General features: G+C 71.1%; 13 protein-coding genes. 6 read left to right on the top strand and 7 right to left on the bottom strand.

Annotated features, from left to right (window positions below):
* Window positions 1-242 precede the first annotated feature (242 nt).
* Window positions 243-668 carry a hypothetical protein gene (locus tag ACFYZ4_RS32745; RefSeq protein ID WP_351291276.1) on the top strand — a complete coding sequence of 142 codons (426 nt, stop codon included), beginning with the start codon at window positions 243-245 and terminating at the stop codon, window positions 666-668.
* Between the two features lie 402 nt (window positions 669-1,070).
* A complete protein-coding gene (locus ACFYZ4_RS32740) occupies window positions 1,071-1,319 on the top strand; it encodes a hypothetical protein (RefSeq protein ID WP_390785590.1) in 249 nt (82 codons plus the stop codon).
* Between the two features lie 338 nt (window positions 1,320-1,657).
* On the opposite strand, the gene tpg is transcribed toward ACFYZ4_RS32740, so the two are convergent.
* Entirely contained in the window at window positions 1,658-2,212 is a 555-nt protein-coding gene (tpg, locus tag ACFYZ4_RS32735) for a telomere-protecting terminal protein Tpg (protein WP_390785589.1), read from the bottom strand.
* 3 nt (window positions 2,213-2,215) lie between these two features.
* On the bottom strand, window positions 2,216-4,333 hold the full coding sequence (gene tap / locus ACFYZ4_RS32730) for a telomere-associated protein Tap (protein ID WP_390785588.1): 2,118 nt from the start codon (window positions 4,331-4,333) through the stop codon (window positions 2,216-2,218).
* Between the two features lie 293 nt (window positions 4,334-4,626).
* On the opposite strand from tap, the gene ACFYZ4_RS32725 reads away from it, so the two are divergent.
* Window positions 4,627-5,304: a GAP family protein gene (locus ACFYZ4_RS32725; protein ID WP_390785587.1), complete on the top strand. Its 678-nt coding sequence runs from the start codon at window positions 4,627-4,629 to the stop codon at window positions 5,302-5,304.
* Window positions 5,305-5,329: 25 nt separating this feature from the next.
* Here the strand turns inward: ACFYZ4_RS32725 and ACFYZ4_RS32720 are convergent, their stop codons facing one another.
* Window positions 5,330-6,352 carry a pentalenene synthase gene (locus ACFYZ4_RS32720; protein ID WP_351291268.1) on the bottom strand — a complete coding sequence of 341 codons (1,023 nt, stop codon included), beginning with the start codon at window positions 6,350-6,352 and terminating at the stop codon, window positions 5,330-5,332.
* A gap of 59 nt (window positions 6,353-6,411) precedes the next feature.
* Here ACFYZ4_RS32720 and ACFYZ4_RS32715 point away from each other — a divergent pair, with 59 nt between their 5' ends.
* Window positions 6,412-6,594 (top strand): hypothetical protein, encoded by a 183-nt coding sequence (locus ACFYZ4_RS32715; protein WP_351291266.1) that lies wholly within the window; start codon window positions 6,412-6,414, stop codon window positions 6,592-6,594.
* A 126-nt stretch (window positions 6,595-6,720) separates the two neighbouring features.
* The gene (locus ACFYZ4_RS32710) at window positions 6,721-7,812 is read left to right on the top strand and encodes a hypothetical protein (RefSeq protein WP_351291264.1); all 1,092 of its coding nucleotides are present in this window, start codon (window positions 6,721-6,723) and stop codon (window positions 7,810-7,812) included.
* A gap of 783 nt (window positions 7,813-8,595) precedes the next feature.
* Here the strand turns inward: ACFYZ4_RS32710 and ACFYZ4_RS32705 are convergent.
* Window positions 8,596-8,979: a hypothetical protein gene (locus tag ACFYZ4_RS32705; protein WP_351291262.1), complete on the bottom strand. Its 384-nt coding sequence runs from the start codon at window positions 8,977-8,979 to the stop codon at window positions 8,596-8,598.
* A 520-nt stretch (window positions 8,980-9,499) separates the two neighbouring features.
* Between ACFYZ4_RS32705 and ACFYZ4_RS32700 the strand changes: the two genes are divergently transcribed.
* Window positions 9,500-9,940, top strand: coding sequence for a hypothetical protein (locus tag ACFYZ4_RS32700; protein ID WP_351291260.1), 441 nt, complete (start codon window positions 9,500-9,502; stop codon window positions 9,938-9,940).
* 284 nt (window positions 9,941-10,224) lie between these two features.
* On the opposite strand, the gene ACFYZ4_RS32695 is transcribed toward ACFYZ4_RS32700, so the two are convergent.
* The 3 genes from ACFYZ4_RS32695 to ACFYZ4_RS32685 all read right to left on the bottom strand — a co-directional run bounded on the left by ACFYZ4_RS32695 (window position 10,225) and on the right by ACFYZ4_RS32685 (window position 12,024).
* The gene (locus ACFYZ4_RS32695) at window positions 10,225-11,064 is read right to left on the bottom strand and encodes an SDR family oxidoreductase (protein WP_351291258.1); all 840 of its coding nucleotides are present in this window, start codon (window positions 11,062-11,064) and stop codon (window positions 10,225-10,227) included.
* Between the two features lie 169 nt (window positions 11,065-11,233).
* Complete coding sequence (locus tag ACFYZ4_RS32690; protein ID WP_390785647.1) at window positions 11,234-11,449, bottom strand: hypothetical protein; 216 nt, start codon at window positions 11,447-11,449, stop codon at window positions 11,234-11,236.
* Between the two features lie 362 nt (window positions 11,450-11,811).
* Entirely contained in the window at window positions 11,812-12,024 is a 213-nt protein-coding gene (locus ACFYZ4_RS32685) for a hypothetical protein (RefSeq protein WP_351291254.1), read from the bottom strand.
* Between the last annotated feature and the right edge of the window lie 65 nt (window positions 12,025-12,089).

Below are 12,089 nucleotides of genomic sequence, written 5' to 3'. Positions count from 1 at the left end.
AGGTCCGCGTCGACCGGGCTCCGCGGACCGCGGCGCGATGACCACCACCTGGGAAGATGTCCGTCCGAGGGTGTGCCAAGGGGAGGGCGGAGATGAGCGGGCGCGTACCTGCAGGGGACGAGTCGGCCGGATACCGGCAGCCGAAGAGATGGGAGCCGGTTGCGGTGCCCGCCCCGGAACCTGACTGGCGGCCCGCGCCCGAATATCAGAGTGGGAATCCGAATCCCGCGTTGCAGTACGGGATGTGGGATTCGATTGCCCTCTCCCACCGGCCGATCGGTGTGCTCCCACCGCCCATGCAGGCCTACGCGGACAGGCTGGTGCTGCGGGTGGAGCAGAGCTGGGAGGACCTGGGCGCTGTGGACGTCGCCTCGTTCCGACTGGGCCGGCGCTTCTTCGTGCTGAGCCAGTTCACCGACGTGGAGGACACGGGCGTCACCGTGTGGCTCGACCGCCGGCACACCGACGACGAGACCTCACTCGCGGCGCTCGTCGAGATTCTGGGCATCCCGCGCGACTGCGTACGCGACCTCACCTGGTGCCCACACCCGGTAGTCCAGCGCGAGTTGCTGTCGCCACCCCCACCCGAAGACGGCCCGGGTTCATCACGCTGGACACGCTTCCTCCGGAAGCGCAGCAGGCCAGGGGCTGGTTCCACCGTCCGCTAGGAGAGGAGCGGGCGGTCCCATCGCGGGCGGGGCAGAACGGGAGAACACGTGGCCACCTCCCCTGATCGCGGCATCGCCGACGAGCACACTGGCCTCAACCTGCCGTACCGGGCACTTCATACGCGGCGACCATCCGTCCGGGATCCCCGGCAGGCCAGCGAGCGGCGAGGGCGGCCACTACTGCCGTCCAGGACATCACGGTGGGCAGCAAGTCTTTCGTCCGCGTGCGCATGTTCGGCCCCGACCGTCCCTTCCAGGCGATGGACTCCTGCACCGGCGATCTCTGCCGCATCGGCGAGACGGCCCTGGACGTCACCAGCGGGGAGTGGAACGGCGCCCCTGGAACCGGAGTGGCGCGGCTTCGGCCCGGGCCCGGGCCTGGCGGGCGCGGCCGTCCGCCCGGTGTCGAAGGACTGCGTAGCGGTCTCCTGCGAGCCCGGCTCGGCCGACGGACGGGACCTGACCGAAGCCCGGCACCGCGAGGCCGCTGCCAAGCTCGCGGATACCTGGTCACGCCTCGGCTTCAAGCCGTTCGCCGACGGCGTGCACATCCCGGACTGCCACCTGCAACGGCCCCACGACCTTCTGGCGGAACGGCAGCGCGAGTCCAAGGAGCCGTGCCGGGCCTGGCGCGACCACCACCGTTCGTGAGCACGACCGAAACCGCCCGCGGTGGACGCCGGTCCGCCTTCGCCCCTCCTGCGCCGCGGCCACCACCTTCGCGGCGCTCGCCCTGACCCCGACGGCACGCGAAGGAACTTCGGTCACCGAGCGCGAGGTACGCGACAGCCTGCTGGTCCTGCACCGCTACGCCCTGATCAGCTGCGACACGCGTGCCACCGATCAGGAAGTCCGTATCCACGCCCTGACCGCGCGAGCCGGCTGACGCAGTCCGGGCGGGAAACGGCGGCGGCGTCAACGGCACGGCGACCGCCGCCGCCGTTCCTGGAGTGCCTGCTCCGGGTGGACGCGACCGCCCAGCCTTCGTTCTAGAACGACACGTCGATGTAGTCGATGTCGGTGAGTTCGACTTCGAGTTGGTCGGCGCGGGTGCCGCCGTCCTTGAAGTACACCTCCTGGAGGCCTTCGGCGACGATGGCGCGCAGTTCCTGGTCCCCGGTTCCCTGCTGCTGGGCGTCGAAGAGGCGCTGCGCGTAGGCGGGCGGGAGGTGGACGGTCAGGCGTCGCATGCGGCCGTCGTCGGTGGTGCCGATGGGGGCCGTGTAGCCGAAGCGGGCGCGGGTCTCGACCGTGATGCCGGTGCTGGTGGCGGCCTGCTTGCGGCGGCGTCCGCGCACCACGGGCTGCCAGCGTGCGCGTACGGCGGTGTCGATGCGGTCGGTGATCGCCTTGGGCGGGGTCTTCCGCTCCCCGGTGCGGTAGCGCTCGACCGACCGCTGACTGACCCCGAGCTCGGCCGCGACGGCCCTGGTCGTCTTCAGCTTCCCCAACAGGAAGTTGATGCGGCCCTTCAGGGTCTTGGGCGGCTCCCGGGTGAACGCCTCGCCGTCCGCGCGCTGCAGAGCATCCTCGATGTCCCCCACCGTCTACTCCCCTTCGTCCAGGACGGCGTCGCCGCCCTTGATGTGGCGGGCCGGGTTGAGGCCCTTCTCCATCAGGTCCACCGCCCACGCCATCTCCTGCACACCCTCCACCTTCGCCGCGCCGGGGGTCGGCCCGAGCCGGAAGGAGCCGGGGAGCGGCTTGCCGGAGGTGGTGTAGGGCAGGAAGTCGAGCGGCGAGGGCCCGGGGGAGGCGTAGACGACGCAGTCGGAGAGCACGCCGAGCGGGTACCGGCCCGTCGCCTTGGCGACGTTGGCCATCTTGCGGTGCATGTTGACCCGCGCCTTGGCGATGACCGCGGCCCGGATGTCGGGGCGCCAGGTCGGCCGCTCCAGCGCCGGCCACCGTTCCCCGTCGCGGTAGTGACGGCCCTGCGGGCGCTCACGCAGCTTGCCGACCCCGCCCTTGACCGTCGCCTTGACCGCGGCGAGGACAGCCGCGATGGCCGGGTCGACGTCCTTGTGCTGTTCCATCGCGGCGAGGAACTGCCGGTCGTCCAGCTCGGCGGTGACGCCGAGGTCGGCGAGCGTGTCCACGTAAGCCGTCTTGAGGCGGTCGTGCCACGGGTCCAGGTACGCGCCGGTCTCCCTGCGCAGATACGCCTCCACCGGCTGCACCTCGTAGCCGAGTTCCTGGGCGTAGGCGAGGGTGTGGGTCTGGTACCAGGCCGGCCCCTCGGGCCGCCGGCCGGACGGCGTGAACGGCGACGGCAGACGCGGGTCCAGCTCGATCCCCGACAGGTCCACCAGCCAGGAGCCGGGGATCTTCTTGTTGAACCTCGGCCCGTGGAAGTGGTCGGGGCCGGACAGGCCGACGACCAGGCGCGCGGAGGCCGCGAGGAACGCGGTGTTGATGTCCAGCCCGACCGCGTACGGGAGCAGGCACTCCTCGTCCGACAGCAGGTCCACCTCACGCACCCACTGGTACGCCTCTTCGTCCAGGAAGCCGCCGGTCCAGCCCTGTGCGACGGGGTGTTCGGAGGGGGCCTCCGGCGGCGCGGGATCCATCGGCTCCGTGCCGAGCGAGCCCGGGTTGTAGCCGGACTCCCATACGCCCTGGTCGTTCTTGACGGCGCGGGTCGGCGGGCGCAGCGCGGTCATCAGCTCCAGCCCGGAGACGGCGGTCGAGCCGCGCGGGGTCAGCACCCGGGACGCGTACGTACCCAGGACGCGGGCGATGTCGGCCGGCTCCATGCCGCTGACGCCGGGCCAGGACCGCTCGTCGAGCGCGTCCCAGGACAGGACCGCGAGCTGCACGCACTGGCGCTGCCCGGCCGCGGCGGGCCGGTAGATCCGCGGCCACGGTCCGAAGCCGCGCTGCGTCAGCTTCCACTTCGCCCTCGCGAGCTGCCTGACGACAGGGTGGTCGTCGGGCAGCCGCAGATTCCGGCGGGCCTCCGGCCCCTCCAGCCGCTCGGGCAGTCCCAGCTTCACAGCGGCCGCCTCGGTGAGGACGACCAGCGGATCGGAGTCCTTCCCGTTGCGGTTCAGCTGCGCGGCGCCGAGCCCGGACTCCTTCAGCGTCCACTCCACCAACTGCGCAACGGTGGTGGCCGGGCAGTCCAGCACGATGCCGTCCACGCCGTACGCGGTCCCGTCACCGTCCAGGACCGCGAGCGGGCCGTGCGGGTATCGCGGATCGGCGGGCGCCTGCGGGGCGGCCTTCCGCACCGGGCGGCGCGACGCCACCGAGGGCCCGGCCGCAGGTGCAGGTGCAGGTGCAGGCGCCGGCTCCGCGACAGCGGCCGCCACGGTCGCGACGGCCGTCACGGGCTCGGTGGCGGGTGCAGCCGGGGCCGGCTGCTGCGTAGCGCTGGTGAAAGTCTGCGGCGCCGGCACCGGCACGACCGCACTCGCCGGGTACCGCTCGGCCCAGCCCTCCAGCAGCCGCAGGTACGCCTGCAGGCGCGGCGGCCTCGGCTCCGAGCGGCCGTTCTCCCAGTTCTTCACCGTCTGAGGCGTCGACTTCAGCGCCTGAGCCAGCTTCGCCTGCGAAACACCGGCCGCCTCACGCAGGCGGGCGCGCTCCGCCGGCGGCGGCAACGTCGGCGCGCCCTCCAGCAGCGCGTCCACCGCCTCGAACAGCTCTTCCTGACTCGGCATCTGCTGCACCTCCACCCCGGACTCTAGTAGATTTTAACCTTGAAATCGCTGCTGAATTTAACCCTTGCGGGTGTTCTTTCGGGTGCGGTGGGCTTCGTTGACGAGGGCGCGCGGCGTTCGACGGTGCTTCGGGAGGCCGACCCCTGCCGCTTCCCCTCACGGCTGCCGCAGACAGGACCACTCGATGCCCCATTTGGACGGCAACGCGAGAGGCTGCCGGACGAGTGCGCTCGGTACTGTCCCGGAAGGGGCACTCCGCGGCGCCCTGCGTGCGGGGCTGGGAAGGGGAGACGGTGCTGATCCAGGCCATTGGGGCCGTGCTGCCGGCGGCGCTGGCGGTCGCGCTGAGCCCTTTCCCTGTGATCGGTATCGTGCTGATCCTGGCCGGCCGGCAGGGCCGCCGCAACGGCCTGCTGTTCGCGGCCGGGTGGATCGCCGGGCTCGGGATCGTGGCAACACTCGTCGTGGTCGTGCTCGGTGGAGCCGACGACCCCGAAAGCCCATCGTCCGCGATCGCGGGCTGGGGACGGGTGCTCGCCGGAGCGGCCCTCATCGTGCTGGGGGCGCGTACATGGTGGCAGCGTCCACGTGCCGGCGACGAGACCGGAACGCCACGCTGGATGGCGTCACTCGATGACCTCTCGGCCCTGCGGGCGCTGCTCCTGGGGCTGCTGCTGTCGGGCGCCAACCCGAAGAACCTCGTTCTGACGGCCTCGGCGGCCACGTCGATCGTCGAAGCGGGGGTTCACAACGGCGATCTCACGGTGGCCGTCGCCGTCTTCGTTCTCGTCGGCTCCTGCACCGTCCTCGGCGCCGTCGTCATCCATCTCCTCGGCGGACACCGCGCGGCCTCGTTCCTGGACAGTGTCAGGCAATTCATGATCACCAACAGCGCCGTGATCACCGCGGTCGTGCTCCTCCTTCTGGGCGCCGGCATCCTGGGCGACGGACTCGCCGGACTCGGCCGCTGAGTCCTGTCCGTCGTCAACACGGGCGTCAGGGGGTTGGGGCCGCGAGGTCGGTGAGGTTGAGGTAGCCGGGGGTGGTGGGGGAGGCGTGTTGGGCGACGTGGGGGGTGTAGCGGCCGGCGAGGCGGTGCCAGTCGTAGATGCCCCGCATGTAGGCCGATATCGCGCCCAGGTACCGGTCGACGGCTTCTTGCGCGGCTTCCGGCAGCCCGAGCGGCCCGCACAGGCGCGAGGCCTGTTCCCGGACGCGGGGCAGCCGCCGCAGCTGGGCGTCGGCGCGTCGCCGGAGTTCGACGATGGCTTCCGGCCGGGTGCACTGCCGCTCCCGCACCAGGCAGGTGACCAGGTTGGGAGCGTCGCGGGCTTCGTCGTTCTCCAGGGAGTACACCTCGTTGACGAGGATGATGACGTCGGTGACGATCTCCCGCGCGGATTCCACGGCGGTGCTGTGTACGGCGGGGGCCGGGACCTCGAAACGTCCGACCCGCTCGCACACGTCGATCGACGGGCTCACTCCGATCACCTTGCGACGCAGCCGCATCCACTCCCCACTGTCCGCCACGAAGCCGGCCCTGCGGTCACAGGCCTCGGTCAGGTTCGCGGACAGGTAGTCCATCCAGTGACGTGCGGTCCGCTCCTGCCAGCGCCGCGACATGCCCTCGGCCATACGCCCCCACACATCGGCGAACGCGTCGCCCAGCGGGGAAGACGACGACGGCGCCGTGCCCGGCGGCAGGCGCAGCAGATCGATCAGCTCCTCACACACCGACGCCGCCGGCGGATCCTCCCCGAGCGGAACATCAAACTGGTCGTCGAACAGGAAAAACCACCCGTTCACGTCGAACGCCAGATCAAGGTCCGCACCCACAGCATCCGGATACGAGTACGCCGCCACATCGGCCACCTGCGCGAACAGGTAACGCCGCTCGGCCTCCACACCGCCCACCAACCCCCAACGCCGCGCCCATTGAAGGTGCCGCTCCCGAGCCGCGGCCAGTTCGGGCGTTGTCCAGGAAGGCAGGGGGATGTCGAACTCCACGTTCTGCGGCACGCGTCCTCCTCAAGACCGCTGGTCCCGGTGCCACCGACAGCGAGGAGAGCCGCCGGCTTGTGGCTGAGGCGAAGGACGCGGCGCTGCGGGAGATGCAGCTGAAGCTGCATCACGTGGTCGAGATGGATTGGTGGTTTCGCAGCCAGGACTGGCCGGGCTACCACGAAGTCCTGCGCCGGATCATCGCTGCCGGCGGACCGGAGGCCCAGGAGGCGACGGGTCCGGCCGACGCCGCCTCGTAGCGCCGGACACTCGGCTGGATGTCCCCGCCTGGAAACGCGAGCGCGGTCGTTCAGCGCTGAACACGGTGCCCATGCGGGAGAGATGCCCATCTCCGGCTGTCAGCGGCCCGCTTTAGGGTGGCGTGCATGTCCCACATCGAGCAGAGTGACGGTTTCCCGCCCGCAGTAGTAGCCCCTGCCCGGGAGGGAACGGTGTTCCCGGCGGGTTCCGGGGGCACGCCTGCCGGTCAGGCGGGTGAGAGTTCGGGTGCGCGGTGGCGGACGGACTGGGACAGCAAGATCGAGTCTGTCTCGGGCAACTGCTCGGTCAATGCGGTGGCGAGCACGGTCCTGGACGGCCGCGAGGTCGCCGTCGTCGGGAACGAGGACGCGACGGTACGGATGCTGGACATGGCCACAGGACTCCCGGTCGGTGAGCCTCTCACCGGCCACGAAGAGTCCGTGCTGGGCCTGGCGACGGCGGTACTGGACGGCCGCGCGGTCGCCGTCACCGGCAGCGGGGACGGTACGGCGCGTGTCTGGGACCTGGGTGCCCGCGAGCAGATCGGGCAGATGCTCGAGCTCCACAGGGGCCCGGTGAACGCGGTTGCGACAACGGTCTTGAACGGCCGTCCGGTGGTCGTCACCGCGAGCGACGACGGGACGGCGCGGCTGTGGGACCTGGCCACCAGCGAACAGATCGGCGACCATCTCGTCTCCGCCCACAGCGACGTGTGGGCGGTGGCCACGGCGATGCTGGGCGGCCGCCCGATCGCCATCACCAGCGAGGCCGAAGGGCCCGTGCAGGTCATCGACCTGGCCACCGGACGGCCGCTCGGGGAGCTGACCGGTCATCACGGGCTGGTACAGGACGTGGCGACGACGGTGCTGGACGGCCGTCCGATCGCCGTCACCGGGGGCGCGGACGACACCATGCGGGTGTGGGATCTGGCCACCTGCGAACAGCTCTACACCCGCCCCACCAATGAGCCGCTCACGATTGCGGCCGGCCTGGTGAACGGCCGTCCCGTGGCAGTCACCAGTGCCCAGACCGTCCTGGCCGACGGGCCGCGCCACGACCTGGCAGGGCAGACCCTGCGCGTGTGGGACCTGACCGGCCGGGAGCCCGCCGGACAGGTGGTCGACGGTCCGTGGTTCTCCGAAGCCCAGACCCTGACACCCCGAGGCCGACTGCTGATCGCCTCCCGTGCGGGACTCGCCGCGCTCACCCACCACTGACAAGCCCGCCGCACCAGCGATCCGGACATCAGGAGTGGGAAGCCGCAACATCGGCATCCGCACCGCCTCACCACCGCCTTGGAGACCCAGCGCGGCAGCCACCACGCGGCGGCAGCCGCGCTGTCGTGCATCCGGCCGCCGCCCCGGCCGTACTAGCCGTACCGGGCAATCGGACGCTCCTGCACGGACATGAGGCCTGCCGCCCGCACCGCGTACCAGGCGATCGCCCCAGGTCTGGCCGCATGCCGACACGACGCCATCGAGGCCTACGCCGCAGGCGGCAACGGTCGAGCGATGTCCCCCTGGCCAGGTTTCGATGGAGGCGGCGACCATGGCTCTGCTGACAGTCCTGCTGTGGGAGGGCCGGGGTGTGGGTGTCCGAGCCTCCAGCCAGCCAGCCAGTCGGTGGCGGCCAGCGCGCTGTGCGACGCCGGCGTGTCTGTCGAGACGGTCGCCACGGGGCTCGGCACCACCCGCTCCACGGCCCCTCGCGGTGCGCTCCCCGTGGGGCTGGCCCCGCACAGCGGTGCGGGGCTCGGGTTGCTGGGTCAGGCACAGGTGCAACCGAGGCGGCAGGGCGTGCTCGGTTCGGAGGTCAGCCACGCGCTCGTCCCAGGCGTCGCCGATGTGCTGAACGGATACTTGATCTTGGCCCGGGTGCCGGTGGCGAGCGACGCCGGCCCACTCGGGTCCCCGCGTCGCTGAATCAGAGGAGCGGAAACAAGCACTCAACTTGCCGTTCAACCCTGGGTAGTCGGCGAAGGAGGTTCGTTCCCGACTGGATCAACTCCGAGTCGGGGGCGCCTCGGCCGTTATCGTCTCGTGCACGACCTGGTCGAAGTCGTTGTCACGCAGGTACACCCACTCGCCGACGTGGATCGGGTCTATCCCGATGCGCTGAAGACCGGCGACGAGCCGGCGAAGTACGGGCCGGGGAAACGGCGAGAGATCCGATGCGTACGGGAAGATGCGGGTGTCCGTATCCTCGGGCGCCGTGGTGTGGGTGCGCGTGATGTCGATTTGGATACCGGCGAAGTCGGCGATGACCCACTCCCAATAATTCTCTCCGTCGACCTGGTCCACCCGCGCGCCGAGCGCGGTGGCAAGTTCTTCGAGTGACGGGTGGTTCCAGCGGAACCAGACGTCGGTGCTCTCCTGGGATTCCAATGCGGTGTTGCTCCTTCGATCGTGAGATCCGACGCACACGTGACTGCGGCGTCGCGAGAATATGCAGGACGACCAGTTCCTGGTCATCGGCGTTTGGGATCATATTGAAGATCATCTGGAGACTGCTGCCGATTTTGGAGCGCCCGGCAGAACCGGCACATGATGAGCATGATGCGGTCGGCCGTCGCGGCTGCCGCCGCTCTTGTCCTGTCCCTGCCCGTCACCGCCGACGTAGTGATCATGGCTGTCACGAGGTGAGCAGGCTGCTGCCGTCGGGCGCCAATCCCGAAGATGGCCGGCTGTCATGGACGTGCCTGTTCACATGGGGCGTCCCCCGCTGTCACCGGGCGATGGACGTGCAGCTCGTGTACCGCAAGCGGCGTGCACCCCGCTACCCCGCCCCGACGAGGCAGAGTTGGTAGCCGCACGCCCCCCGTTTCCGTACAAGGAGGCGCCTGGCCGGCTGAGGCTGCCGGGTGGGCGGTCGGCGGGGGCCGGCCGGGCAGGCTACTTTGCTCGGATGAGTCTCCTTGATGATGTGGCCGAGCGCGACGGCTGGCAGTGCTGGGTGTGTGACGAACCGGTCGACCCCGACGAGTCGGTGAACGACCCGCGGGGCCCCAGTGTCGACAGCCGGACCGCCGACCGGAAGGCCAAGGTGCCCGAGCGGCTCGCGCACCGCGGGTGCAACACCCGCAAGGGTGCGGTCAAGGTGGTCATCCCCTGGCCGGAGCGCCTGTACGTAGTCGAACCCGCGCCGCTGATTGCCGTCGCCGAGAGGCTGGAGCGCAAGGGTGGCCGCGAGATGGTGGGCCGTTGTCCGACCAGGAAGGACGCACAAGAGGCGGCGGATTGGCTGGTGGACCGGTTCTCCCGACTGGTACCGGGAATGCCGGTGACCGCCGACATCCAGGCGGGCGGCGGCCAGTTCCTCGTCATCCTGGCCACCGGCCGCCGCTGATCGGGGATCACCCACCCACACACGAGTCGAGATGGTGGTCATCTGACCGCGCCGCACCCTGCCGGGTCCCGCTCCGGCCGACGCACCCGCTGCGGCGCCGCGGGTGCGGGAGGCCGCCGGCCTGACCGGGGACGCGGCCGGCAGGCGCTGGACGGGGGAGTGGTGGTGATGACGGGCAGGCAGCGCCGTGCGGCCGCCCTCCGGTCGACCAGGGGCCCCGCAGCGGGGGCATCCGGCACCACGCGCGCTGACCCCGGCCCCCCTGGCCCTCGGGGCCTCCTCCGTCACGCCGATGGCGGGGGAGGGCCCTGCGTGAGGATCCGGGCCGCGGCGAACTCCTCGCGCCAGGCCTCCCCGGCCAACTCCAGGTAGCCGTACGCGTCCTCACCGACCGGGATCCGCAGCGGAGTGGGCCCCTCGGCCGCGACGATGCCCAGGACCCGCGCGGCGAAGTCCTCGGGGCGCCCGGTCTCCGGGTTGTCCGCGAGGCCCCGCGTGCCCTCGAGCATCTCGCGGTTGGTCACCTCGTAGGCCGGGATCCGCCGGTGTGCCTCCGTCAAGGACGTGCCATAGCGCGTGGCGAACATGCCCGGCTCGATCACCGTGACGCGGATGCCGTGCGGGGCGCCCTCGACGGCCAGGGCCTGGCTCATGCCCTCCAGGGCGTGCTTGCCGGCGACGTAGGCGGCCAGACCCGGGAACGCCATGCGGCCGACCACGGAGGAGACGTTGACGATGTGGCCGTGGCCCTGGGCCCGCATCAGAGGCAGGACGAGGCGGGCGAGCCGCCACGGGCCCACCACCAGGGTCTCCAACTGGTCGCGCAGCTCGGCGTCCGAGACCTCCTCGACCGCGCCGAACAGCCCGGTTCCCGCGTTGTTGACGAGGATGTCGATGCCGCCCAGACGGTCGGCGGCACGGCGCACGGCCTCCTCACAGGAGGTGGCGTCCCGCAGTTCGAGCGGGATCGGCACGATGCGGCCCGGCCAGGCGGCGGCGAGGTCCTCCAGGTCGGCGGTCTTGCGTGCGGTGACCGCCAGTTCGTCCCCGGCCCGCGCCGCGGCCGTGGCCAGCGCGCGCCCGAGGCCCGAGGAGCATCCTGTGACCAGCCAGCGTCGTCCCATCGTTCCCCCGTGACCGTCGAGTCGTTCCGGACTGTGGTGGTGACGGCCATGGTCCTGGCGCACGGGCACGCGGTCATCCCTCCCGCGGGGGCGTGCGGAGGCGCGCGGGCGCACGTACGGGCACGCCGCGCGCGACCCGCCCGCACCGCGGCCGCCCGCGGCCTGGCCCTCAGACGGCTTCGGTCGCGAAGAGCTCCAGGTGGGAGCAGCGCGGGCAGCGGTACGCCTCAATGCGGCGCCGGGGCCGACCCAGCCGTTTGGCACCCCCGAACAGGCCGCGTTCCAGCGGCCCGGCGATCCAGCGGGCGTACCCCCGGGTCCCCTCGCCCGCGTCCTCGACGAAACCCGGCTCCAGGCCGAAGCCACCGCAGTACGTACACCTCATCGAATCCACCGGGAAAGTGTAAGAACCACCCCGCACCCTGCTCCGCCCCGCACGCGACGGGCCCCAAGGATCAGCCGTTCTTGGGTCCCCACCATGCGGAGTCGTCGCCCTCACCCACTCGTATGCGGCGGGCGGGCGGGCGGGGTCCGGTCCAGTCGGGAGGGATCGGGCGGCTGTCTGTTTCGTTCATCCCTGCTGCCCGGCCGAGCGTACGTAGCTCACGCCGGGCGGGTCTTGGGTGAGGAACCCCCTCGTGCCGTCCTTCAGCGCGAAGACCACGAGGTAGACCTTTCCAGGTCCGCAGAACCGTCCGCCCGAACCGTCAAACGGCCGCCGTCCGAGCCTTGCCAGACGGCCGGGAGTCAGCGGCGGCGGCGGTTGAGTTCGCCCGGCGGGGTGTACAGCCTGCGTGCGGGGGACAGTTTGTCGAAGCGGGCCTGCTGGCGGGCCTGTTCCTCCATCTGCAGCCCATCGAGGTTCTTCGTCCGTGTGGCCCTGTCGCTCCAGAGGAGGAACGCGACCAGTGCGCCGACCGGCAGTCCCAGACATGCATAGAAAACGATCAAGCCGTTCATAGCCCCCCCAGCGAAGATCAGCAAGCGTTCTGAGTCTGTTGGCGGCGCCGGGTACGAGTCAAGGG

The organism is Streptomyces sp. NPDC001513, from assembly GCF_042894695.1.
Taxonomy (GTDB): Bacteria; Actinomycetota; Actinomycetes; order Streptomycetales; family Streptomycetaceae; genus Streptomyces.
Note: the sequence above shows the minus strand (reverse complement) of the source record. Positions and strands in the feature narration are given on the sequence as shown.

What these genes read in the sequence shown, in the direction of transcription:
- ACFYZ4_RS32745 (WP_351291276.1), top strand. Translation starts at nt 243, where the DNA reads ATGTGGGATTCGATTGCCCTCTCCCACCGGCCGATCGGTGTGCTCCCA.
- tap (WP_390785588.1), bottom strand. Translation starts at nt 4,333, where the DNA reads ATGCCGAGTCAGGAAGAGCTGTTCGAGGCGGTGGACGCGCTGCTGGAG.
- ACFYZ4_RS32710 (WP_351291264.1), top strand. Translation starts at nt 6,721, where the DNA reads ATGTCCCACATCGAGCAGAGTGACGGTTTCCCGCCCGCAGTAGTAGCC.
- ACFYZ4_RS32700 (WP_351291260.1), top strand. Translation starts at nt 9,500, where the DNA reads ATGAGTCTCCTTGATGATGTGGCCGAGCGCGACGGCTGGCAGTGCTGG.
- ACFYZ4_RS32695 (WP_351291258.1), bottom strand. Translation starts at nt 11,064, where the DNA reads ATGGGACGACGCTGGCTGGTCACAGGATGCTCCTCGGGCCTCGGGCGC.
- ACFYZ4_RS32690 (WP_390785647.1), bottom strand. Translation starts at nt 11,449, where the DNA reads ATGAGGTGTACGTACTGCGGTGGCTTCGGCCTGGAGCCGGGTTTCGTC.
- ACFYZ4_RS32685 (WP_351291254.1), bottom strand. Translation starts at nt 12,024, where the DNA reads ATGAACGGCTTGATCGTTTTCTATGCATGTCTGGGACTGCCGGTCGGC.